The sequence below is a fragment of the Pseudofrankia inefficax genome (genome assembly GCF_000166135.1).
GTDB classification, from domain to species: Bacteria; Actinomycetota; Actinomycetes; order Frankiales; family Frankiaceae; genus Pseudofrankia; species Pseudofrankia inefficax.
On sequence record NC_014666.1, the window covers coordinates 113,751 to 136,812 of the forward strand.

Here is a 23,062-nt window from a genome sequence, read left to right on the forward strand (position 1 = left end):
ATGGCCAGCGCGGAAACCCGGTCGTTACGCTCGGGTCGTGTCAGCTCGGATGAGTTCCGCTCCGCTTGTCGTCGGCTTCGACCTGGATCTCACGCTGTTGGATGCGCGACGGGGCATCGTCGCGACCTACGCGGAGATCGCCGCCCGCACCGGCGTCCCGATCGACGGCGAGCTGGCCGCGAGCCGGCTGGGCCCGCCGCTGGAGCAGGAGCTCGCGAACTGGTTCCCGGCCGACGAGGTAGCCGGCGCCGCGACGCTCTACCGCGAGCTGTACGTCGACCACGCCGTGCCGGTGTCGGAGGCGATGCCGGGGGCGGCGCGGGCCGTCGAGGCGGTCCGGCGGGAAGGCGGCCGGGTGGTCGTGGTGACGGCGAAGGCCGAATGGCTCGCCCGCGCCAGCCTGGCGGCGATCGGGATCGAGCCGGACGTCGTCGTCGGCTGGCTCTGGGCCGCGGCCAAGGGGGACGCGATCCGCGAGCACGGCGTGCACATCTACGTCGGCGACCACGAGGGCGACATGCGCGGCGCGCGGGCCGGCGGGGCGCTGTCCGTCGGGCTGACCACCGGGTCGCACGACGCGGACGCCCTGTCGGCCGCCGGCGCGGACGTCGTGCTCGGCGGGCTCGCGGACTTCCCCGACTGGCTCGCGGGCGCGGTCCTCGACCGGCGGCTGGCGGCGCTGAGCACCCGGCTGACCGAGCTGGGCTCGGTGCTCGTCGCCTTCTCCGGCGGCGCCGACTCGGCCTTCCTGCTCGCCTGGGCGGCCAGGACGCTCGGGCCCGGCGCGGTCGTCGCCGCGACCGCGGTCTCCCCGTCCCTGCCGGCCGCCGAGCTCGACGCCGCCCGCGCGTTCGTCGCGGCGCTCGGCGTGCGCCACGTGCTGCCCAGCACCGACGAGCAGTCCCGGCCGGGCTACCTCGCCAACGGCGCGGACCGCTGCTACTTCTGCAAGGCGGAGCTGACCGAGACGCTCGGCCCGCTGGCCGCCGACCTGGGCCTGGCCCACGTCGTCACCGGGACGAACGCGGACGACGCCGTCGCCGGGTTCCGTCCCGGCATCCGGGCCGCCGCCGAGCGGGGCGCGGCCACCCCCCTGCTCGACGCCGGGCTGACCAAGCGGCAGGTCCGGGCGGCCTCCCGCCGGCTTGGCCTGGTCACCGCCGACAAGCCGGCCGCCGCCTGTCTGGCCAGCCGGATCGCCTACGGCATCGAGGTGACGCCCAGTCGGCTCGCCCGGGTCGAGCACGCCGAGCAGGCACTGCGGCTGGCGTTGGCCGACGCGGAGCTGCCCTGCCGGGACCTGCGCGTGCGTGACCTGGGTGACCGGGCCCGGATCGAGGTCGACGCCGAGCTCGTGCCGACGCTCACCGCCCGGCCCGATCTGACCTCCGCCGTCACCGGCTTCGACCTCATCGAGGTGGATCCGCGTGGCTTCCGGTCGGGTTCCATGAACGAGCTGCTCTAAGCCCTGGACCTGGGTGAACACCGGGCTTCGCCGGGGCTCGCCTGGCGCGGAGCCTGTGTGGTCCGCCCCTGCGGCGGTGGAATCCTGCGCCTGACGGGCGCCGGCCGGATAGCCTGAGGACCGTCGTTTGTCGGTCGCACCAGCCTGCTTTCCAGGCCGGCGTGACCGGCGTGAGGGCGCGGCCAGCCAGACATGGTCGCGCCTTCTTTGCCGCCAGGGATCCCACCGATTGGCGGCGGAGTGGACGACCGGGAGCCGGATCGACGGGCGCCCGACGGTGGGGGAGAAAGCGTCGTAGCTCCCGTCGCGCTAAGAACGAGGTCGCCCGTGCCCACCGGCAAGGTCAAGTGGTATGACGTCGACAAGGGGTTCGGCTTCCTCTCCCGCGACGACGGCGGGGATGTCTTCGTCCACAAGGCCGCGTTGCCGGCCGGGGTCGAGAAGCTGCGCGCGGGCGACCGGGTCGAGTTCGGCGTCGCAGCCGGCCGCAAGGGCGACCAGGCGCTCTCCCTGCGCATCCTGGCCGAGCCGCCCTCCGTGGCGAAGGCCGTCAGAGAAGCCGCCCGGCGCAGCCCCGACGAGCTGCACGCCATGGTCGAGGACATGATCAAGGTGCTGGATGACGTCCAGCGTGACCTTCGCCGTGGCCGCTACCCCGACCGTCGCATCGCCCAGCGGGTGGCCAAGGTCGTCCACGCGGTGGCCAGCGAGCTCGAGGCCTAAGCGCTCGTCAGGGCTAGGGCTGGCGGAGCGGGCTGGGGAGCGGGGGGACCAGGTTCTCGGCGGCGGCCCGGGCCAGGAGCTCCTCGGCCGCGGCGTAGCCCTCGTCGCCGAGGTCGAGGCTGAAGTCGTTGACGTACAGGTCGATGTGCGCCTGGACGACCTCGGGCGCCAGCTCCTGGGAGTGTTCGAGCACCCAGGCCGCGGAGGCCGCCGGGTTGGCGAAGGCGGCCGCCACGCTGGCCCGCACGGCCGCGGCCAGATCGCCGGACTCCGCGGGCAGGTCCCGGCGGGCCAGGATCGCGCCGAGCGGGATCGGCAGGCCGGTCGCGCCCTCCCACCAGTCGCCCAGGTCGGCGACGGACACCAGCCCGTAGGACGGGTAGGTGAACCGGGACTCGTGGATCACCAGCCCGGCGTCGTACCGGCCGGCCTGGACTGCCGGCATGATCTTCTCGAATGGCAGCACGTCGATCGTCGCGACGTCGATGCCCGCCGCCCACAGCCGGAACAGCAGGTAGGCGGTGGTCCGGGTCCCGGGGATCGCCACCCGGGCCCCCCGCAGCACCGCCGCGTCTCCCTGGGCGCCCGCGGCGGTGGGACCGCCGGCGGACATGAGTACCAGGGGGCCGCAGCCGCGTCCCAGCGCTCCGCCGGCCGGCAGCAGCCGGTAGCCGTCGAGCAACCACGGCAGGGCCGCGTACGAGACCTTGACCAGGTCGTCCAGGCCGTCGGCCGCACGGGCGTTGAGCACGTCGATGTCGGCGAACGTGACCGACACGGGCGGTACCCCGGGCACCAGGCCGTGCGCGAGCGCGTGGAAGGCGAACGTGTCGTTCGGGCAGGGCGAAATCGCCAGCGTGAGGCCCGTCCGCTCGCGCTGGTCCGCCTCGCTGGCCGCCGTCACCTGGGACATCGTCATGCCTTCATTGTCTGTCGGTTCCCCGCCAAGCGGGCGTTGGGACGCTCAGCGCCCGACCGGTGGGCGTGACCCGTCAGCCGCCGAAGCGTCCGCCGCGGCCGCCAGCAGGCCGTCCGGGTGGGCGACGAGGGCGCCGGCCGCGGTGCGCAGACTCGCCAGCGCGGCCGGAAGGTTCCAGCTGGCGCGGTCACGCCGGCCGACCTGGTTGCTGATGGCGCGGATCTCGCCGGCCGGGACGCCGAAGGCCGCGGCGGCGGTGCCGACCGCGTAGCCCTCCATGCCCTCGGCGACCGGGTCGAGCCGGGCGGTCAGGGTCGCCGCGCGCAGCTCGGTGCCGGTGACGGTGGCGACGGACAGCACGGGCCCGGTGACCACCCGGCGGCCCGTGATGCCGACGACGGTCGCCAGCCGCTCGACCAGGCCGGACTTCGGGATGATCGTCGACGAGCCGAGGTCCAGGTCGTCGAGGGTGAGGAACTTCCCGTCCGCGGAGGAGCTCGTCGCGCGCGGGAGCGGCGGCGCGCCGGTGCTGTGGAAGCCGAGGCTGCGGTCCATCTCGTGAACCTTGCCGGCCGGCTCGCGCAGGTCCTCCAGGCCGGACTCGGCGCCCAGGTCGGCCGCCACCAGCCGGGACGCGACCGCCAGGTCGCCGACCTCGGCCCAGCCGCGGAACCCGCCGGCGACGCCCATCGAAAGCACCAGGGTGAACGGGTCGCCGGTCGCCGCGGCGACCGCGAGCGCCACGGCGGTACCCGCCGCGGCCGCCGGTCCGCCGGTGCCGGCCGCCAGGACCGTCACCGGGCCGCGGCGGCGGCCGACGTACGGGCCGAGCGTCGAGGTGGTCAGCAGTTGGCGGTCCCAGTCGGGGGAGACGGGCGCGCTCGGCACCTCGGAGGAAGGTCCGCGGGAGCGAGACCAGCTACCCATCAGGCCCGCGCACACCGCGTCCGCCTCAGCCTGGACGGCGGTGACGATCAGGGTGCGGCTCATCGGCGTGTCTGAGGCATGGTCGGTGTGGATCTCCGTGCGCCATCGTCGGGAACAGACAGACCCTCCGGGAAAGACCACCGTGTCGGACGGCGCGGTGACAGCACGAGGTTCCCGAGGAGGGCAAACCGGACTTTGTTGACGGACCTTAGCACTGCCGTCGACCGAGCGTGGTTCCCGCGTCGGGCGGTGACGATGAGTGGCCGGCCTGGTCACCCGTCGGGTGACCAGGGTGCGGCGACGCCCGGTGTCGGTTTCCTGTGCCGGGGTTCTCGCTCGGGAGCGCGGGCCCCGGCGGGGCATTCGCCCAGCACGACCGGCTGGCCGGTGACGCCGTCGCGCCAGTCAGCCCCGCCGGTCGCGCTGAATCGGTCAGGCGTGGCCGTACGGCTCCGGGCGCCCCACGGCGGGGTGGCCGGCGTGCGCGGGCTCGGGCGCGGTGCCGCCCGCCGTCGCCCCGACCAGTTCGACGTCGGTCGGCGTGAGATCTGACGGGTCCTCGTCGAAGGGGACCGACTCCGGGTGCGCCGACGGGGCCACCAGCGCCTCGGAGTGGGCACCGCAGCCGTGGTCGATCGAGGTCACCCGGGCGTCGTCGGGCGCCAGCTCGTTGGCGCACACCCCGAACAGCCGGCCGAGGGCACCGGCCAGCCGGACGTGGAACCCGCAGGTCAGGCACGTCGCCGGGGCGACCTTCGCCACATGGGCGTCGGGGCCGGACTCGCCGGCGTACCAACGGGCCGAGGCCTCCTCCCGGCCCACCGCGGAGAGCACCCGCGGGCGGCCAAGCCCCAGCTCCAGGAACGCGTCGGTGTCGACGAACTCCTCGACGTCGGCCTGGCGCAGCGCCAGCCGCGGGTCGTCGACGGCGGTGGGCAGCAGGTCGCCGACGCCGACGTCGCCCGGGCGAAGCCGCTGCGACCACGGCACCCACGCCGGCGCGAGCAGCGCGTCGTCGCCGGGCGTCAGCACGACGTCGTCGACGGTGACCTTGCGTACCCGCGGCGCGCGGGTGGTCACGACCGTCCACACCCAGCCCCGGTAGGCGCGGGCGAGCGAGGCGAACCGGTGCAGCACCAGCCGGTCGCCCTCGGCCTCGACGCCCAGGTGCTCGCCGACGGCTCCCTCGTCCCCGGCCTCCTCGACGGCGGCGGCGCGGGCCACGTCGACGGCCGCGGCGCAGACCGGGTCCGGGCCGGTGGCCCGGGACCTCGTCCCCCGCGGGGTGGCCGGGTCCTCCTGGTCGTCCTCGTCGTCACCGTCGGCGGGTGGCGCGACCTCGGCCGTGGGGTCGGCCAGTGGCTCGATCACGGCCGTCGTCTCGGGTTCGAGGCTCGGGTTCGGGGCGGGCCTCGGGTTCGGGGCGGGCCGCCGGTTCGGCCGCCGCGTCGATGGACGGTTCGGCGGGCGGCTCGGATGCGGGCGATTCGGGCGCCGTCGGGGCGGCGAGGGCCACCTCGTCGGCGGGTGCCGCGGCCGGCGGCTCGGCGAGAGCAGCCGGGATCGCCGGCTCAGGCGGGTCGCCTGGAGTCGGGGCGGCGGTAGTTGTCAGGTCGGCGGCGGGTTCCGTCGGTGCCTCGGTCGGGCCGTCGGGCTGGGAGCCCGCCGCCGCGTCCTGGGCCTCGGCCGGCTCGGCCGGAGTAGCGCTCACCGCGTCGTCAGCGCCCGTTGCATCGTCCACGAGACCATTCTCGCCCAGGCTCGACAGGTACGCCCGGCGTGGTCGTGGCCGCGCGGCTGTTCGGCGAGCACACTCGGCAGGGTGGGTACTCGCGGGTTCGGCCGGCCGCTGCGCCGCCGTGCGGTCGTGGCGGAGCCCGGCGCGGCTACGGAGAGTCCGACCGGGACCGTCGGCAGGGTCCGCGCGAGTCTTGGAACTGGCGTTGGACGCATCCGGGCGACTACTAGGCGTGATGGCGCCGACCGGTCGGGGCTCGCCGCGCTGCTCGACCTTTCCGTGATCAACGCCGCCGGCGACGCGCTGGTGACCGTCGCCCTGGCCGGCTCGCTGTTCTTCTCGGTGCCGACCGGCCAGGCCCGGTCCAAGGTCGCGCTCTACCTGCTGATCACGATGGTCCCGTTCGTGCTGCTGGCCCCGGTGATCGGGCCGTTGCTCGACCGGGTGGCCCATGGCCGGCGCACGGCGCTGGCGGCGCTCTGCCTTGGCCGGTGCCTGCTGGCCTGGCAACTCGCGGCCCAGCTCTCCGGCCTGCAGGTTTACCCACTCGCGCTGGGCCTGCTGATGCTCTCCCGGGCGTTCGGGATCGCGCGCAGCGCCGTGATCCCTCGGGTGGCGCCACCCGAGCTGACGTTGGTCAAGGTCAACTCGCGGATGTCGATGGTCAACATCGTCGCGAGCTCCGTGATCGCGCCCATCGGGCTCGGGATCGCGCACATTCCGTATGTCGGCTACGCGTGGGTGTTGCGGCTGTGCGCGCTGCTCTATCTGGTCGGCGTGCTGTTGGCGATCAACCTGCCGAAGCGGGTCGACTCGAACGCCGGCGAGCGGGCGCTGCGGGACATCGTGGCCGGTGCCACCGGCCCGCGAGCCGCAGCCGCGCCCGGCCAGCCCGTTGCGGCCGGGCTGCAGTACCAGGCTGTCGCGGGCACGGTCGTGGACGCGGAGAGCCGGGGTCGGCGGCTCGCCGGCAAGCACGCCCGCTGGCACGCGTTGGTCCGAGCGGTGCTCGGCGCGTCGCCGGTGGCGTTGCGCTCCACTCTGGTGTTGCGCGCGATCGTGGGGTTTCTCACGTTCTTCCTTGCGTTCCTGTTGCGCACCGAGGGCGGGACCAACCTCTGGCTGGGCGCGCTGGCCGCGTCCGCCGCGGTCGGCAGCGGCCTGGGCGTGGTGATCGGCGGACGGCTGGGCCGGCGCCGGCCGGAGCGCATCCTGACGCTGGCGCTGCTGCTGACGACCGTCGGCTGCCTGCTGGCCGCCATCGACTACGCGAAGTTCCCGGCGTTGTTCGCCGCCCTGCTGGCGATGCTGGCCGCGGCGATGGCCAAGCTCGCCCTGGACGCGATCATCCAGCGCGACACGGCCGACGACGTGCGCAACTCGGCGTTCGCCCGCTCGGAGACGGTGTTGCAGCTGGGCTGGGTGGCCGGCGGAGCGCTCGGGCTGATCGAGATGCCCGGCCAGCTCGGATTCCTGATCGCCGGGCTGGTCCCCGCGGCCGCGCTGTTCCCGCAGGCTCGGGAGATCCGTCGCGCCCGCGGTGCCGCGGACCGCGCGGAGCGGCTCCGGGCGTCGGGCGGTGACCCGGCGGCCTGGCCCGGGGCGGCGACCGGTACCTGGGTGCAACCGGACGGCACGACCGTCCTGCCGGTGATGATGCCGGCACCGGATCGCCCGTTCCGACCCGTCGCCGGTCAGGCCCCGGACGACGCGACGCGTCCCTGGCGAGCCGCACCCGAGCCGCCGATGCCGGCTGGTGGTCCCGTGGTTCCCGGCTATCCGAGTGTCAGCCCGCCCCCAGCGGCGCCACCGACCCTCTGGTACCCGGGTTCCGGGGAGTACCAGGGCTCCGGCGAGGACCAGGCGAATGGCGGGTATCCGGGGTCCGGCGGGTATGCGGGGTCTGGCGAGTACCCGGGGAATGGTGGGTATCCGGGACCCGGTGGGTACCCGGAAGTTGGGGCTTACCCGGCGCCTGGCGACCAGACGGCGGGACAGCCGGTGGGCCCGTGGGTGCGGGCGCCCGGCCCGGTCGACGAGACCACGACCCGGCCCGCCCGTCGGCGCCCGTGGGGACGCGCCCGCCGAGCCGACTCCGAGGCGGACCCGGACACGACGCTCCCGCTCGGCTCCGACCGCCGCTTCCCCGACGTACCCCCGCCCCGCGACACCCCCAACCAGTCGGCGGACTAGCCAGCGCCCTCTCCGACCGGGGTCGCCGGTCAGGATGTCCTCTTGATCGCGGTTTTGGCCCTGGGATGGTCGTCGCGGGGGCGTTTCAGTGACCACCTCAGGGCCCAAACGGCGATCAAGGTGAGGCAGGCGTTGGCGGGGGGACGGCACTGACCAGCCGGGTGGTGGGTCAGGCGGGCAGGAGGCGCTTGCGGGTCAGGTACTCGGTGGCGACGGCCGCGGACGCTTCGCCGTCGGAGTCGACCCTCCGGTCCAGATCGGCCAGGTCGGCCGTGGTCAGTACGGGGGCCAGCACGTTCAGCGCCGCGCTGATCTCGGGGGTCAGGGATCGGGTGTTGACGATCGGCACCAGGTTGTCGGCGTTCTGGAGCTTCTTGTCATCGGTCAGGATGACCAGGCCGTAGTCGTCGACCGTCGCGTCCGTGGTGGCGACCAGACCTAGCTGGGCCAGGCCGTCGCGGACCGCCGCCTTGGTCTGGGCCGTGTCGAAGCCGGTCTGGACCAGGCCCGCGATCTTGATCCCGTAGGTCCTCTCGAGACCTGGCTGGCAGAACGGCCGGGTCGGGCATTCCGTGGTCGCGGCGACCGTCACCGCGACGCCGCTGGCGCCCAGGTCGGACAGCGTCCGAAGCTGGTGGGCGCTGGCGAAGTCCTTGGTCACGGCGAACGCGTTCTGGTCGACGGCGTTCGCCGGGTTCAGCGCCGTCAGGCCTTTGCCGGCGGCGAACCGGCGCAGCGCGGCCAGCGAGGCGGTCAGGTCGCTCGACGAGACCGGCGGGGTGTCCTTGCCGTTGACGAGGGAGCTGAGCAGGTCGGCGTAGGTGGCGACATACTGCGGCATCACGTCGATCTGGCCGCTCTCCAGCGAGGACTCGGCGATCTCGGTGCTGGCGATCGACGTCCGGTCCACGCCGTAGCCGGCCTTGGTCAGCAGCTGGGCGTATATGTCGGCGAGGATCTTGCTTTCGGTGAACCCTGCGTCGGCGACCGTCAGGTGGCCCCTGGGGACTCCGTTCGTCCCGCCGCCGCCCTTGGCGGAGCCGCCCGAGCCGCCGCACGCGGCCGCGCCGAGCGCGAGGGTCAGCAGCGCCGCGATCCCGACGGCGCGTCCGGGATTCCGCTGGCCTCGGGAGTGACGGTAGACGGATGCCGTGTCTGCCACAGGTGCCTCTCCCGGGTCCCCCGCCGCCGCGTCCGCGGCTGTCAAACGCCGCCAGCATACTTCCGGTGGATCTTCGTGGGCCGCGCGGGGCCGGGCGCGGATCGCGGGTCAGGACCGGCGCCAGCGCGGCTCACCTGAGCGCGGGCGGGCCCACGACATGCCGGCCCCCGGACCCAGCAAAGGGTTCGGGGGCCGGCGGCCGAGCGGGCGATCGGTCAGGCGAGACCGACGCTGGTCAGCCACTGCTTGGCGACCGCGTCCGGGTCGCCGGTCCCGACCTTCGCGTCGAGGTCCGCGAGGATCGCCGTGGTCAGCTTCGCGGACACGGCGTTGACGGTGTCCTTGATGGTCGGCGTGACCTTGGCGGTCGCCACGACCGGAGTCACGTTCTGCGCGGCGAACATGTTCTTCGGGTCGGCCAGGGCGACGAAGCCCTCGGACGCGAACGACGGGTCGGTCGAGAAGATGTCCGCGCCGTCGATCGTCCCGTTCTTCAGCGAGGTCACCGTGACGGTGCCACTGGCCGAGAGCGCGGTGAAGTTCCCGAAGGTGACCCCGTAGACGCTCTTGAGCGCCGGGATGCCGTCAGGCCGGGTCTGGAACGCGGCCGGGGCGCCGAAGGTGAGCTTGTCGGCGACCGAGGTCAGGTCCGCGATCGAGGTCAGGTGGTACTTGTCGGCGGTCGCCTTGGTCACCGTGATCGTGTCGGAGTCCTGGGCCGTGGCCGGGGTCAGCGCGGTCAGCTTGCTGCCCAGGGCGGCGGGCAGCGCGGCGGTCACCTCCGCGGTGCTCTTCGCCGTCGCCTTCGGGTCCAGGTAGGCCAGGATCGAGCCGTTGTACTCGGGGATGAAGTCGATCGAGCCGTCCTGCAGCGCCTTGACGTAGACGGACCGCTCACCGATGTTCAGCTTCTTGGTGATCTTCACGCCCTTGGCCGCCAGCGCGTCGGCGTAGATGTCGGCGAGCAGGGCGCTCTCGGTGAAGTCGGCTGAACCGATCGTCAGCGAGCCCGCGTCGGCGGCCGCGCTGGCGCCGGCCGAGGGGCTGGCGGATGAACCACTGCTGCCGCTCGAGCCGCAGGCGGCCAGCGTCAGCACGACGGGCAGTGCGAGGGCGACAAAGGCCGACGTGGTCTTGCGGTACATGGGTCTCCTCTAGATTTCGGCGGATGCCGGGGGTGCTGCGGATGCCGGGGGTACGGGGGCTGGCAGGGTGGTGCGGTAGCGGCCGGCGATGCCGCGCGAGACGACGAGCCGCTGCAGGCCGAGCAGCAACAGGTCGGCGACGACGGCCAGCACCGCGACGAGCAGGGCCGCGCCGATCATCGCCGGGTAGCCGACGTCCGGGTCGTTGATCTGGGGCAGGCCGTTGATGAAGATCTGGTAGCCGAGGCCGCCGAGGAAGGGCAGGTAGCCGGCGATGGTCGCGGTCGCGATCACCTGGAGCACCGCGCTGCGGACGCCGGCCAGCACCAGCGGCAGCGCGATGGGCAGCTCCACCCTCGTGACAACCTGCCACCCGCGCATGCCCATTCCGCGTGCGGCGTCCCGTACGTCCGGGTCCACGCCCTGCACGCCGGCATAGGTGTTCGTGAGGATGGGGGGGATGGCCAGCACGACGAGCATGGCCTCGACCGGGATCAGGGAGCCGAACGCGCCGCGCGGCACCAGCCAGCTGATCGAGCCGTGATAGTGGATCTTCGGGCTCACCACCACGTAGAGCAGGATCAGCAGCCCGAAGGCGGGCACTGCGCGAATCGCGTTCGCCAACCCGGCGATGGCGAAGCCACCGCGCCCGGTGTGGCCGACCAGCAGCCCGATCGGAACGGCGATGATCATCGCGACGACGACCGCGACCACCGTGTAAAGCACGTGCTCGCGCAGGGAGACCAGCAGACCGTGCGGCCCCCACCAGTGCGACGCCGTCGTCAGCCAGCCGGGCACCAGCCCGAGACTGGGCAGGTTGCTACTGGCCAGCGTGGTCGCCGCGCTCACCGGGCCACCGCCCGCCGCCACGGCGTCGCCAGCCGGACGCCCAGCAGGATCAGCGCGTCGAGCACCAGGGCGAGCAGCACGAACAGGATCAGCCCGAGCCAGATCGGCGCCGTGTCGCTGGTGGTGGCCCCCAGCGTGAACAGGGAGCCGAGCTGGCTGACCCCCAGCGAGGACGCGACGGCGATCAGGCTGACGTTCGAGACGGCGGCGACCCGCAGGCCCGCGCCGATCACCGGCACCGCCATCGGGAGCTGCACCGCGAGCAGGCGCTGGCGCTCGGTGTAGCCCATCGCCGCCGCGGCGTCCAGCACCGTCGCGTCGACGGACCGCAGGCCGTCCGCGACGACCCGCACGAGCAGCGCGACGCTGTACACGGTGAGCGCCACCGCGACGTTGAGCGGGTCGAGGATTCCGGTGCCGAGGACGCCCGGCAGGGCCAGGAACAGCACGATCGACGGGATCGTGTAAAGCAGCCCGCCGAGGCTGATGACCGGCGCGTAGGTCCAGCGGTACCGGCTCGCCAGCCACCCGATCGGCAGCGACAGCACCAGCGCCACCACCAGCGGGACGAGCGACAGCCAGACCGTCGTGCGCAGCCAGTCGAGCACCTGGCTGTGGTTGTCGCTGAGGTACTGCCAGATGTGGTTCATGGCGCCGGCTGTTCGGGTGAGCCGGGCGGGGCGGCGCGCTCCTGCTCGATCCGGACCAGCACGTCGGACGCGGTGACAGTACCGGCGAAGGTGCCGTCGGCGTGGACGACGACCCCCCGCCCGCTCGGCGACGAAAGGGCCGCGTCGAGCGCCTCGCGCAGCGTTCCCGCCTCGGGGGTGAGCGTGCCGCCGAGGTTCAGCTTGTCCGCGTCGACCGTGCCCTCGCCCGTCGCGGTGGCTGCGCCGACCTCCGCTGTCGCAGAAGTGGCGAGCCAGCCCAGCGGGCGCCGCTCCTCGTCGAGTGCCAGAACCCAGCCGTCCCTGGCCAGGTCGGGCGCCGACTTGAGCGGGGCGCCGACCGTCACCGTTGGCTCGTCCAGCAGCGGCAGCTCGCCTGCGTGGGTGAACCCGAGGGCCCGGTAGCCACGGTCGCGGCCGACGAAGCCCGCGACGAACGAGTCGGCCGGGCTGGCCAGCAGTTCGCCCGGCGGGGCCAGCTGCGCGAGCCGGCCGCCGACGCGCAGCACGGCCACCTGGTCGCCGAGCCGGATCGCCTCGTCGATGTCGTGGGTGACCAGCACGATCGTCTTGCGCAGCTCGTGCTGCAGGCGGAGGAACTCGTCCTGTAGCTGGCCGCGGACCACCGGGTCGACGGCCGAGAACGGCTCGTCCATCAGCATGACCGGCGGGTCGGCCGCGAGCGCTCGGGCGACGCCGACGCGCTGCTGCTGGCCGCCGGACAGCTGGGCCGGGTACCGGCCCGCGAACGCCGCTGGCAGGCCCACCCGTTCGAGCAGCTCCAGGGCCTGGCCGCGCGCCTCGCGGCGGCCGCGGCCGAGCAGGCGGGGAACGGTGGTGATGTTGTCGAGGACGGTCCGATGCGGGAACAGCCCGGCGTGCTGGATCACGTAGCCGATGCCGCGGCGGAGCTGGTCGGACCTGATCGTCGCGGTGTCCCGGTCGTCGAGCCAGATCCGGCCCGAGGTCGGCTCGATCATCCTGTTGATCATCCGCAGGCTGGTCGTCTTGCCGCAGCCGGAAGGGCCGACGAGTACGGTGATTTTGCCGGTCTCGGCGACAAGGTCCAGGGCGTCCACCGCGACGGTGCCGTCCGGGTACCGCTTGGTCACCGACTCGAAACGGATCACCACACCATCCCATATGCCTGATGACGACGACCCGCGCGGCGCGCCTGACAGAGGGTATTGCACCGGAAGCCGGTAGACAAAATAGGCTTTTCGTTGTCGCCCGGCAGTGCCATCTGTTCGCCCGTCGATCTGGCCGCCCCGCCGCGGCGGGGTCGGCCGCCGGCGCCGCCCGTCGACGAACCGGCAGCTCACGGCAGTAGCCAGCTGCCCGCGGCACCGGCACGCAGCGGCGGGCGGCGTGTCGCGTCGTAGGGGCGGTCGTGCCCTAGCCTTACCGGATGTCGTCCCCACCGGACGGCGGCCGGACCGGCCGTCGTCCTTGACCTCGGGAGCCCGCCATCGCTCGCCGAACCACCACAGCGCGTCCCCGAACCTCCGCCGCCGGGGCTCCAGCCGCCGGTGCCCACGCGGCCGACGTTCCGCAGGTTGGGCCGCGTGAGCAGTGCCCCTGCGGCTCCGGTCGTCGGTACAAGGCCTGCCACGGCGCCAAGTCGCGCCCGGCGCCGGTGCTGCGGCCGTTCGCGGGGCGGGTGGACGAGGCCGACCTGGTCGCGCTGCGCGAGCTGATCCCGAGCGCGACGGCGCCGCTGACGCTGCACGCCGACCACCTGGCCAAGCACCCCGAGCACGCCGACCGGAAGATCACGCTCGGCACCATGCTGCCGCAGGCCGCGCCGGCGCTGGTCCGGGACACCGGCGAGATCCTCGTCGCCACCCAGACCCTCGCGCCCGGCCTCGATCCGTCGGCGGACATCGCCGGCGCGCTGCTGGCGGCACTCGCCGCCGAGCCGGGCACGGTCATCGCGACCGGGCCGGTCTCCGCCCTGACCGCCGTCGAGCGGCTGCCCGAGGGGCTCGCCGGCCTGCCCAGGCTGGTCGACGTTCTCGACCCGGCGCCGCTGACGATCACCGTGCACGCCGGGTTCGACTGGTGGCTGCCGCCGTCCGAGGACGGGGCCGGCCTGTCCGGCGAGGTCGCGTCGAGCCTGGAGCGGGCGAACGCGACCGTCGTCCCGACCGCGCGGCTGAGCTCCGTCGAGGCCGCCTACTGGACCCAGCCGGGCGACAAGCGCCACCTGCGCTGGGTGCTGCCGTTCCTGGAGGTCGAGGGCGTCAGCGACCCGGACGTCGCCCGCTCCCGCTCCGAGGAGCAACTGCTCGACGCGCTGGCCCGGCTGGCCGCGGCGAACGCGTTGAGCGCCGGCGAGGGGTCGCGGTTCGTCGGCTCCTTCCGGGCCGACGGGCTGGTCGTCCCGGTCTGGGACCTGGCGCCCGACGCGGACGCGGACAGCTGCGAGGCGCCGGCCGCCGCGCTGCGCAAGTCCATGGACGAGGTGCTCGCCGAGCGCCGTCCGCTCACCAGCGAGGAGCGCCGCATCCGTGCCGGCGTCGTCGGCCGCACCCTGACGCTGCGCTAGCGGACGGACCGTGGCCGACACCTCCATGCGGGAGTTCGACGTCGTCGTGATCGGGGCCGGCCCGGCCGGCGCCGCCGCGGCCCGGTCGGCGGCGGTGGCCGGCGCTCGGGTGTGCCTGGTCGAGCGGGCTGAGCTGCCCCGGTACAAGACCTGCGGCGGTGGCCTGGTCGGGATCTCGCGTGACCACATCAGCGGCGCCGGGCTGGACCTCGCCCAGCTCGCCCGCGCCGAGGTCGACGCCCTGACGATCACGCTCGACGGCCGGTACAGGGTCACCCGGCGGCGCCGGGACGGCTCGCCGATCATCGCGATGGTCATGCGCCCCGAGCTCGACGCCGCCCTGGTCGACGCGGCCAGGGCCGCCGGCGTGGAGGTCCGGACGTCGACGGTCGTGACCGGTGTCCGCGACGACGGCCCGGCCGGCGCCGTCGTGGAGATCCGCGGCGGGCCGGACCTGCGGGCCTCGGTCGTCGTGGGCGCGGACGGCACGTCGTCGCGGGCCGCCGGCTACGTGGGGGTGCGCTGCGACCAGGTCGACCTCGGCCTGGAGGCGGAGATCAAGGCGCCCGCCCACGTCGCCGCCCGCTGGGAGCGCCGGATGCTGCTGGACTGGGGCCCGGTGCCCGGCTCGTACGGCTGGGTCTTCCCCAAGGGGGATGTGCTGACGGTCGGGGTGATCGGGGCCCGCGAGGACGGGCCGGCGCTGCGCTCCTACTACGAGCGGTTCGTCGCCCAGCTGGGCCTGGCCGACCTGCCACGCCTGCATGACTCGGGACACCTGACCCGGGTGCGTGCCGACGGCTCGCCGGTGCGCCGCGGCAGGGTGCTGGTCGCCGGCGACGCCGCGGGCCTGCTCGACCCCTGGACCAGGGAGGGCATCTCGTTCGCGCTGCGCTCCGGCCGGCTGGCCGGGTCGGCCGCCGCGGCGGCCGCGGGCGGCGACCAGGGGGCGCTCGACGCCTACCCGGACCGGGTCGACGCCGTGTTCGGCCCCGAGGTCACCGCCGGGCGGACCTTACTGGGGCTCTTCACCCGCCGCCCCGAGGTGATGCACGGGCTGATGGCCGGCTTCCCCGGCGCGTTCGGCCTGTTCACCCGCATCATCGACGGCCGCTCGACGGTCGCGCGCCAGCTCGCCCGCCCCGGCGTGACCAGGACCGTCGCGGCCCTCTCCCGCCAACGCAACCAACGTCCCGACCCTGGACCCGCGCCTACCCCGTAGTTACGCGCCACCCCCGATCCAGGCTGGTAAGGGCGCTCAGCGCCCGGACCGGCGGGTCGGCCGTAGGCGCGCAAGCGCCGGTTCCGGCAGACCGCCCTAAGAGAAGAGGCGGTCGTCTCGGTACGGGTTGACGCCGGGGTAGGACAGGTCGTCCAGCTCCGGCGGGGCGAACCGTTCGGCGACCGCCGCGGCCAGCTCCTGGTACGCGCGGCGGGTCTCGCGCTTCAGCGCGTGCAGGCTGATCCGGCCGCCCGTCGCCAGGTGCGGGTCCCACGGGACCCGCACCACCCGCCGGGTGCGCGCGGCGAAGTGGGCCTCCAGGGCGTCCACGTCGACGTCGTCACCGTTCTGCGGGAACATCGAGATCACCGCGACCGCGTCGCGGACCTGGGCCGCGTACCCGTGCGCGTCCAGCCAGTCGAGCGTGGCGCTGGCGCTGGTGCCGCCGTCCGCGCTGGAGCTCGTGACGATCACGAGCGTGTCCGCCAGCGCCAGGACGCCACCCATCGCGCTGTGCAGCATGCCGGTCCCGCAGTCGGTCAGCAGGATCGAGTAGTAGCGCTGCAGCAGGTCGTCGACGGCGTGGTAGTCCGAGTCGGCGAACGCCTCGGAGATCTCCGGGTCGTCCGCGGACGCCAGCACGTCCAGCCGTGAGTCCGACCGGGCCATGTAGTTGCGGATGTCGACGTACCGGCTGAGGCGGTGCGAGTCCTCCAACAGATCCCGGACGGTGAACGGCGACGGTTGCTGCGCCTTGGTGCCCAGGGTGCCGCGGTCCGGGTTGGCGTCGATGGCGACGACCCGGTCGTCGCGAAGATCCGCGAGGGTGGAGCCGAGGCCGATCGTGGTCGTCGTCTTGCCCACGCCGCCCTTGAGCGACATCACGGCGATCCGGTGGCAGTCGGTCAGCGGGGTCCGGATGTGCCCGAGCAGCCGGTTGTGCCGGGCCTCGTCCGGAGACGGTCCGGGGTTCACCGCCCCGCCCGACACCTGGTAGACCACCTTGCGCCAGCCACGCGCGGCGGTCTCCTGGGCCGGGCCCAACAGGGCGTCGCTGTAGAGGGCCGCGTTCGGGTGGCCGGTGGCGTGCCGCCCGTTCGAGCGGCCCGGCCCACTGATGTCGAGGCCGCTGCGGCCGGGGTCGGACGACGTGTTGCGCCGTCGAGGCGGCGGGCCGGCCGGCTGGATCGCGGACGGCGCTGAGGACACGTCGAACAGGTCGAGGTCGTCGCGACCTGGCCGCTGCCGGGCCGGCGGTGCCTGGCCGCGGCCTGTTTCGGACCTGCCGACCGGGTCTGGGCTCGTCGGGAGATAGGCGTTGGCGCCGCGGCGCGGGTCGGCGAACCCCGGCGGTGCGGCCGGTGGCCGTGGTGGCATCGGCGCGCGGCCGTCGGCCGGGGCCATCGGCCGCTGGGCCGTCGCGCTCGGCGGTACCGGCAGCGGGCTTGGCGCGGGCGCGGGGAACTGCGTCGACGGCTGGAAGTCGGGCTGCCGGTCGTGCAGCGGCGCGAAGGCGGTTGGAGCGCCCGGCATCATGGGCGGGCCGGGGGTGCCGGGCGGTGGCATCGGTGGCCGAGCCGGGTAGCCCGGGCCGGCGGCACCTGGCGCGGCCGGCCGCGGGCCGCTGGGCCCTGCGGTCGGACCACCGGGCACACCCGCCGGCATGGGCGGCCCCCCGGGAACGCCGAGGGGACCTCCGGGCTGGCCAGCGGGCTGGCTGGCCGGCCGCTGCCCGGTGAGCGCACCGGGGAACGCGTCGCTTGGCGCGGCGCCCGGCCCGAACGGGAGATCGCCGAACAGCGGGTCGAACGCCTGGGTCGGCGGACCCACCGGGGCCGGCGGCTGGGCGCCGGCCGGCTGGGCCGCGCCGCGCGGGTCCACGCCGGGACGTTGCTGGCCGGCCTGCTGGTGGCCGGCGGCGAGATGCTGGCCCGTGGCGAAGCGCTGCCCGGCCGCGAGGTGCTGGCCGGACTGGGCCTGCTGCCCGGCCGCGAGGCGCTGCGCGGGCTGGCCGCCTGGGGAGCGCTGGTCGGCCGAGCCTTCGACGATCCACGGCCCGGCCGGCGCGGCGCCCGGCCGGTCGGGAACCGGGCCGCCGCCGACGGCGATGCCGGCCCCGAGGTGGGAGCCGTTGGCCGGTGCGCGGCCGGGGCCGGCTCCCTGCGGGAAGGCGGAGCCGTTACGCGTCGGATGACCGTGTCCCGGGCCGCCGGCAGCCGTGAGCTGTCCGTTGCCTGCGCCCGGGTTCTGGCCGTTGACGAGGAACCCGTTCGCGGTTCCCCCAGGGCCGTTGGTGCCGGTGGGCCCGCGACCGGCGACCGGGCCGCCGTCGACGTTGATCCCGGCGGCGACCGGGCGCGGCTGCGCCGGGCCGCCGAGGACGAACGGGTCGCCCGGCCGCTGGGCGGCGCTGGACGGCGTGCCCCCGGCCGCGCCGGGATATCCGCCGGCCCGGCCCGGGCCGGACCCGGGCCCCGCCACCGCGGTCGGCGTTCCGCGGTGCCCGGCTGTGGGAGCCGGCGCGGCCGGCGCGTTCGGGTTCTCGACCGAGAGGCCGGTCAGCAGCCAGGACGGCTGTGCCGGAGCCGGCGGCGGTGCCCAGGCGCTGTTGGCCGTCGACCAGGGGTCCGCCGGCCCGCTGGCCGTCGCGGCGGGAGCGGTGCCGTAGCCGGTCACGCCGAACGGGTCGTTCGGGCTGGGGGCGGCGGGGCGCGCCGGGTTGGCGGCACCGTTCGGGGCCGGGGCGGATCGTTGGGCGCCGGTCGGGCCGAACGGGTCGGAACCGGCCCGGCCGTCGCGCCCGAACGGGTCGGGGCCTGGGCGACCGGTTTGCCCGAACGCGTCCTGGCCGCCCGGGGCGGGCGCTGCCGCGGCCCGGGTCGCGAACGGGTCCATCGGGAGGCGGGCCGGTGTGAGCTCGGCGGGCGGGCGAGCGCCGGACGGCGCCAGCGGGTCCCAGCTGGCCGGTGGGCCTGGGACCGTGGCGGGGCGGCCGCCCGGGTAGCCGTTCTGCCGGTGGTCCGCCGGCTCACCGACGCCGACGGCCGCCGGCGGGCCGGGCGGCGGTACGCCGGCGCCCGGGAGCGGCCTGCCGGGCGCCGGCGGGGCCGACGTCAGCGCGGCAAGACGGGTGGCAGGGTGTTCGGGAGCTCCGACGGACCAGCCGTTGGGCATCCCGTTCGCCGGCCGGGCCGCGGGCGAGTCGACGGAGAAGCCGGCGTCGAAGCCGTCCCGGCCCTGCGACTGGGCGCGAAAGCCGGTCTGGTCGGAGGGCGCGGCCGGTCGGCCGGCCGGTGCCTGCGCGGGTCGGGCGGCGGCCGCCGGTGGTGGCGGTGGTGGTGGTGCCGGTGGGCCCGGCCGATTCCACGAATCGCTCGGCCAGGGCGACGCGTTCGGCGGCGGCCCGGCGGGCGGGCCGGGGCGGGCACCGTACGGGCCGAAGCCGTCGCTCGGTGGGGCCGAGGGCGTGCTCCCGGCGCCGAACCCGGACCGGGAGGCACCCGGCGAGGCGGTCGGCTGCTGCGGGACCGGTCGCGGCTGCGCGGGCCGCGGGCCCGAGACGTCGATGTCGGTGCCCGCCGGCCGCCAGCCTGGGCCGTCGGCACGGCCGGTGGGGCCAGGAGCGCCATGGCTGCCGGGCCCGCGCCCCGCGCCGCGGTCATCGGAACCGCGGCCGGTGGGGCCGGGCGTGCCAGGCTGAAGGCCCGGACCTGGGGAGCCGGGGCCGCCGGCGAGGCGGTGCCGTCCCGGCTGGCCCTGGCCACCGGGGCCGCTCTGGCCGCCGTAACCATCCGAACCGCCGTAGCCGTTCTGGGCGCCATAGCCATTTTGGCTGCCATAGCCGTTTTGGCCGGTGTAGCCGTCTGGGCCGCCGTAGCCGTTCTGGGCGGTGTAGCCGTTCTGGCTGCCGTGACCAGTCGGAGCGCCGTGACCGTTCGATCCGGCGTAACCGTTCGATCCGGCCTGGCCATTCGCGGCGGCTCGGCCGTTCGGGGGGCCGGCATAGCCGTTCAGACCGGAGAGGCCAAGCGGGTCGTGGCTGCTCGGGCCGCCCTGGCCGCTCGGGCTGGGATAGCCAAGCGGGTCGTGGCTGTTAGGACCGCCGTAGCCACCGTTCGGGCCGCCATTGCCGTTCGGGTTGGCGTAGCCGCTGGGGTCGGCGTATCCGTTGAGACCGGGATGACCGTTCGGGTTGGCGGCACCGTTCGAGGCCGGGTCGCCGTAGGCGCGACCCGGTGGGCGGCCACCGCCGGCCGGGTCGGCGAAGCTCTGTGGGCCGACGGGCGACGCCGCGCGCCAACCGGTGCCGCCCGGCGCCGGGCGGCGACCTGGGGGGCCGGCCTGCTCGGCGAAGCCGGCCGGGCCGCGCCTGGACGCGCCAGGACGCGGGTTCTCGCCGCCGGGCGGTGGGATCGGCGGCGGCGGTGGCGGGACCGATGGCCGCGGCGGAGCGCCGACGCCGAGCAGCCGGCCCGCGCCTGGCGGCCGGTCGTACGGGGCGCCGTAGCCGGGCGGGTCGTCGGGGCCGGTCATCGGCTCACCGGCGGCGGCCCGGCCGAGGTAGCCGTCGGCGAAGGGCAGCGCGGTCGGGCCCAACGGGCCGGCGCCGGCCGGTGCTCGGGCGACATCCACGCGCGGCGGAGCGGTGTACCGCGACGAGGGCGGATACCCGTTGCCGGCGTCGATGTCCGCGTCGTCCCTCATGCTTCCGTCCGGGCTGCCCGGCCGTGGGCAGAACTCTCACGATCCGGCCTACTACCCGCCTTGTCCACAGAAACCCCTCCCATCGGGGGATGGACACACCGTGAACTAGTGCCCCTGGTGCGACCCGGTAGGACTAGCTCCTGGCACGGAAATGGCCAAAGATCACTATAAGCACCCACCCCATAGTCCCACGCCGCCGGACCGTGGGCAGACGGCGGTCGTCCCCAGACTCGCCCGGGTGACCGTGCGCACGTTCCGGTAAGTCCTCGACCGGCTCGGGGAAATCATGATCGTCATGGGGCGTGGCCCGGGTCGACGCCCTGGTCGCCGGTGCCCTGACCGGCGGGTTCGGTCCCGTGCTGATGGTCGTCCGGGCCGTCGGCGGTGGGCGGGAGGTCGGACCACTGGCCGGCGTACGCGAGGGCGCACGCGGCGGCGAGCACCTCCCTGGCCGGCCAGCCGAGCTTCTCCGCGACCAGGGCGACGTCCTCCCACTCGGGCTGCGCGACGGGCACCGGACCCGCGGGTTGGTCAAACGCCCGATCAGGGCCGGGGGAGACCTTGACCCGGACCGGGTGGCCGGCCACCTCGACGGCGCGCATCGACCGCGCCAGCGCGTGCTTGCGGACCGGGATCTCCCGCAGTCCCAACGTCGAGGTGTGCCGGAAGATCGCGGCCCGCACGGCCGGAAGGCGCCCCGGCGCGACCAGGGCCCGCAGGGTGTGCGCCGGGCGGCCCTTCTTCATCAGGATCGGGGTCAGCCAGGCGTCCGCCGCGCCGGCGGCGAGCAGTGCCGCGAGCACCGACGGCCAGACCCGCGGGTCGAGGTCGTCGACGTTCGCCTCCAGGACCAGCTCCGCCGTGACAGCGACCCCGTCGGCCACGTCGATGCCGGCCACGGCGGTCGGCTGGCCGGCGCCCTGGGCGTTCGCGTCGCCGGTGGCCCGGTCCGGCCGAGGGTCGTGCCGGTGCGGCTCGGCCTCGGCGTGGCGGTGGCCAGCGTGGTCGTGAGCCAGCTGGCGGTCGTGGGCCAGCTGGTGGTCGTGGGCCAGGTGGTCGTGAGCGGCGTGCTGGGGCCGCGGCACGGGCGGCGGGACCGCCGTCGCGTCCAGGGCGTCGCCGACGACGAGGCGGACGAGGTTGGGGCGGCCGGGCAGATCCCGGGTGCCGGCGCCGCAGCCGACGGCGGTCACCCGCACGGCCGGGAGGTCGCCGAAGCCGGAAGCCACCGTGACGACGAGGGCTGCCCCGGTCGGGGTGCACAGCTCGACCGCGACCGGGCCGCCGAGGGCCGGGGCACCGGCCGCGCGCAGCAGCTCCAGCACCGCCGGTCCAGGGATCGGCAGCACGCCGTGGGCCGTCCGCGCCCGGCCACCGCCGAGCGCGATCGGGGTGGCGACCAGCCCGGCGAGCGCCAGGTGGGCGAAACCGGCGCTGACGCCGACGATGTCGGCGATCGCGTCCAGCGCGCCGACCTCGTGGAAGTGCACCTCGGCCGGGTCGATCCCGTGCACCCGCGCCTCCGCCGCCGCCAGCGCGGCGAACGTGGCGGTAGCCAGGTCGCGCGTCGCGTCGGCCAGCGGCGCGGCGGCGAGCAGCTCGCGGATGTCGGCCCAGGTCCGCGAGTGGCCGCCGTCGGGAGCGATGACGTCGACCTTCGTCGCGGCGAGGCCGGACCGGCGCACCTGCCGGGCCTCGAGCCGGATCGGCAGCCCCAGCGTGTCGATCGCCGCCGCCGGCACCGCCAGCGGCACCCCGGCGTCGACGAGCGCGCCCAGCAGCATGTCGCCGCTCACCCCGCAGGACAGGTCGAGCCAGCCGACCCGCCCGGCAGCGGCCGGCGCCGGCCCGCTCACCGGTACCCGGCCGAGCCGGCCGCCGCCGCGCGCAGCCCGGCTCCGGGAGAGGTGGCCGCGGCCGAGGCGCTCTCGGGGCTGGCACCGGCGGCGGCACGGGCCACCCGCGCGGCGAAGAGGCCGGCGCCGAAACCGTTGTCGATGTTGCAGACCGCGATGCCGGGCGCGCAGGCGGTCAGCATGCCGAGCAGCGCGGCGAGCCCGCCGAACGCGGCCCCGTACCCAACGCTGGTCGGGACCGCGACCAGCGGCACGCCGACCAGACCGCCGATGACGCTGGGCAGCGCCCCCTCCATCCCGGCGACGACCACCAGACAGTCTGCGGCGGCGAGCACGTCGCGGACGGCCAGCAGCCGGTGCAGCCCGGCGACGCCGACGTCGCGCAGCACCTCGACCCCCGCGCCGCTGGCCGCGACGGTCAGCGCCGCCTCGTCGGCGACGGGCGCGTCCGAGGTGCCGGCGCAGACGACGACGACTCGGCCGCGGGCGGGTGGCAGGGCACCGACGGCGACGGTCGCGAGCCGCCCCGCGTCGCCAGCCGGCCGCGGGTCCGCCGCCGGGTCGGGTGACCAGCGGCCGGTGACGTCCGCGTCCGGCCAGCGGGCGACCAGCGCGTCGACCGTCTCGCGGTTCGCCCGGGTGACCAGGGTGGGGCGGCCGTCGCCGGTGCTCGCGGCCCGCAGCGCGGCCACGATGCCGACCGTCTCGGCCGCCGTCTTGCCCGCGGCGAAGACGACCTCGGGATCACCCGTCCGCACGCCGCGATGGGTGTCGACCCGCGCGTAGCCGAGGTCGACGAAGCCCGCGCCGTCGCCGAGCGGGCCGGCGGCGAGGCGGGCCAGCGCCGTGTCCGTGTCCACTCTGCCGGCGGCGACGTCGGTCAACAGCGCGCGCAACTGGTCGGTGTCCACGGGACAAGTCTGCCCAACGGACGTCCGGTGGC

Annotated in this window: 16 protein-coding genes; 5 read left to right on the forward strand and 11 right to left on the reverse strand. The window is 75.2% G+C overall.

The window, feature by feature from the left end:
- The first annotated feature begins 49 nt into the window (after nucleotides 1–49).
- Entirely contained in the window at nucleotides 50–1,465 is a 1,416-nt protein-coding gene (gene larE / locus FRAEUI1C_RS00485) for an ATP-dependent sacrificial sulfur transferase LarE (RefSeq protein ID WP_013421307.1), read from the forward strand.
- A gap of 327 nt (nucleotides 1,466–1,792) precedes the next feature.
- Entirely contained in the window at nucleotides 1,793–2,188 is a 396-nt protein-coding gene (locus tag FRAEUI1C_RS00490) for a cold-shock protein (RefSeq protein WP_013421308.1), read from the forward strand.
- 13 nt (nucleotides 2,189–2,201) lie between these two features.
- On the opposite strand, the gene FRAEUI1C_RS00495 is transcribed toward FRAEUI1C_RS00490, so the two are convergent.
- The 3 genes from FRAEUI1C_RS00495 to FRAEUI1C_RS00505 all read right to left on the reverse strand — a co-directional run bounded on the left by FRAEUI1C_RS00495 (nucleotide 2,202) and on the right by FRAEUI1C_RS00505 (nucleotide 5,405).
- The gene (locus tag FRAEUI1C_RS00495; protein WP_013421309.1) at nucleotides 2,202–3,101 is read right to left on the reverse strand and encodes a 1,4-dihydroxy-6-naphtoate synthase; all 900 of its coding nucleotides are present in this window, start codon (nucleotides 3,099–3,101) and stop codon (nucleotides 2,202–2,204) included.
- Nucleotides 3,102–3,152: 51 nt separating this feature from the next.
- Nucleotides 3,153–4,097 carry a futalosine hydrolase gene (gene mqnB, locus FRAEUI1C_RS00500; protein ID WP_013421310.1) on the reverse strand — a complete coding sequence of 315 codons (945 nt, stop codon included), beginning with the start codon at nucleotides 4,095–4,097 and terminating at the stop codon, nucleotides 3,153–3,155.
- 369 nt (nucleotides 4,098–4,466) lie between these two features.
- On the reverse strand, nucleotides 4,467–5,405 hold the full coding sequence (locus tag FRAEUI1C_RS00505) for a DUF3027 domain-containing protein (protein WP_013421311.1): 939 nt from the start codon (nucleotides 5,403–5,405) through the stop codon (nucleotides 4,467–4,469).
- A gap of 496 nt (nucleotides 5,406–5,901) precedes the next feature.
- Here FRAEUI1C_RS00505 and FRAEUI1C_RS00515 point away from each other — a divergent pair, with 496 nt between their 5' ends.
- Entirely contained in the window at nucleotides 5,902–7,965 is a 2,064-nt protein-coding gene (locus FRAEUI1C_RS00515; RefSeq protein WP_013421312.1) for an MFS transporter, read from the forward strand.
- Between the two features lie 169 nt (nucleotides 7,966–8,134).
- On the opposite strand, the gene FRAEUI1C_RS00520 is transcribed toward FRAEUI1C_RS00515, so the two are convergent.
- The 5 genes from FRAEUI1C_RS00520 to FRAEUI1C_RS00540 all read right to left on the reverse strand — a co-directional run bounded on the left by FRAEUI1C_RS00520 (nucleotide 8,135) and on the right by FRAEUI1C_RS00540 (nucleotide 12,919).
- Nucleotides 8,135–9,127, reverse strand: a complete 993-nt coding sequence (locus FRAEUI1C_RS00520) for an ABC transporter substrate-binding protein (protein ID WP_013421313.1) — start codon at nucleotides 9,125–9,127, stop codon at nucleotides 8,135–8,137.
- A gap of 215 nt (nucleotides 9,128–9,342) precedes the next feature.
- Nucleotides 9,343–10,272 (reverse strand): ABC transporter substrate-binding protein, encoded by a 930-nt coding sequence (locus tag FRAEUI1C_RS00525; RefSeq protein ID WP_013421314.1) that lies wholly within the window; start codon nucleotides 10,270–10,272, stop codon nucleotides 9,343–9,345.
- A 9-nt stretch (nucleotides 10,273–10,281) separates the two neighbouring features.
- Nucleotides 10,282–11,121, reverse strand: coding sequence for an ABC transporter permease (locus FRAEUI1C_RS00530; protein ID WP_013421315.1), 840 nt, complete (start codon nucleotides 11,119–11,121; stop codon nucleotides 10,282–10,284).
- Nucleotides 11,118–11,771, reverse strand: a complete 654-nt coding sequence (locus tag FRAEUI1C_RS00535; RefSeq protein WP_013421316.1) for an ABC transporter permease — start codon at nucleotides 11,769–11,771, stop codon at nucleotides 11,118–11,120. The genes FRAEUI1C_RS00530 and FRAEUI1C_RS00535 overlap by 4 nt, the downstream gene beginning before the upstream one ends.
- On the reverse strand, nucleotides 11,768–12,919 hold the full coding sequence (locus FRAEUI1C_RS00540) for an ABC transporter ATP-binding protein (protein WP_013421317.1): 1,152 nt from the start codon (nucleotides 12,917–12,919) through the stop codon (nucleotides 11,768–11,770). The genes FRAEUI1C_RS00535 and FRAEUI1C_RS00540 overlap by 4 nt, the downstream gene beginning before the upstream one ends.
- Nucleotides 12,920–13,257: 338 nt before the next feature.
- Here FRAEUI1C_RS00540 and FRAEUI1C_RS00545 point away from each other — a divergent pair, with 338 nt between their 5' ends.
- Both FRAEUI1C_RS00545 and FRAEUI1C_RS00550 read left to right on the forward strand, forming a co-directional pair.
- Entirely contained in the window at nucleotides 13,258–14,337 is a 1,080-nt protein-coding gene (locus FRAEUI1C_RS00545) for a DUF5926 family protein (protein ID WP_013421318.1), read from the forward strand.
- 25 nt (nucleotides 14,338–14,362) lie between these two features.
- On the forward strand, nucleotides 14,363–15,559 hold the full coding sequence (locus tag FRAEUI1C_RS00550; RefSeq protein WP_049807079.1) for a geranylgeranyl reductase family protein: 1,197 nt from the start codon (nucleotides 14,363–14,365) through the stop codon (nucleotides 15,557–15,559).
- Between the two features lie 96 nt (nucleotides 15,560–15,655).
- On the opposite strand, the gene FRAEUI1C_RS40640 is transcribed toward FRAEUI1C_RS00550, so the two are convergent.
- The 3 genes from FRAEUI1C_RS40640 to larB all read right to left on the reverse strand — a co-directional run bounded on the left by FRAEUI1C_RS40640 (nucleotide 15,656) and on the right by larB (nucleotide 23,030).
- Nucleotides 15,656–20,263, reverse strand: coding sequence for a nucleotide-binding protein (locus tag FRAEUI1C_RS40640; protein ID WP_013421320.1), 4,608 nt, complete (start codon nucleotides 20,261–20,263; stop codon nucleotides 15,656–15,658).
- A gap of 293 nt (nucleotides 20,264–20,556) precedes the next feature.
- Nucleotides 20,557–22,119, reverse strand: a complete 1,563-nt coding sequence (gene larC / locus FRAEUI1C_RS00560; protein ID WP_013421321.1) for a nickel pincer cofactor biosynthesis protein LarC — start codon at nucleotides 22,117–22,119, stop codon at nucleotides 20,557–20,559.
- The gene (gene larB, locus FRAEUI1C_RS00565) at nucleotides 22,116–23,030 is read right to left on the reverse strand and encodes a nickel pincer cofactor biosynthesis protein LarB (RefSeq protein WP_013421322.1); all 915 of its coding nucleotides are present in this window, start codon (nucleotides 23,028–23,030) and stop codon (nucleotides 22,116–22,118) included. The genes larC and larB overlap by 4 nt, the downstream gene beginning before the upstream one ends.
- Nucleotides 23,031–23,062 lie beyond the last annotated feature (32 nt).

Coding starts and splice junctions, on each gene's coding strand:
- FRAEUI1C_RS00535 (WP_013421316.1), bottom strand. CDS start 11,771: ATGAACCACATCTGGCAGTACCTCAGCGACAACCACAGCCAGGTGCTC.
- FRAEUI1C_RS40640 (WP_013421320.1), bottom strand. CDS start 20,263: ATGAGGGACGACGCGGACATCGACGCCGGCAACGGGTATCCGCCCTCG.
- FRAEUI1C_RS00495 (WP_013421309.1), bottom strand. CDS start 3,101: ATGTCCCAGGTGACGGCGGCCAGCGAGGCGGACCAGCGCGAGCGGACG.
- FRAEUI1C_RS00550 (WP_049807079.1), top strand. CDS start 14,363: ATGCGGGAGTTCGACGTCGTCGTGATCGGGGCCGGCCCGGCCGGCGCC.
- FRAEUI1C_RS00525 (WP_013421314.1), bottom strand. CDS start 10,272: ATGTACCGCAAGACCACGTCGGCCTTTGTCGCCCTCGCACTGCCCGTC.
- mqnB (WP_013421310.1), bottom strand. CDS start 4,097: ATGAGCCGCACCCTGATCGTCACCGCCGTCCAGGCTGAGGCGGACGCG.
- larE (WP_013421307.1), top strand. CDS start 50: ATGAGTTCCGCTCCGCTTGTCGTCGGCTTCGACCTGGATCTCACGCTG.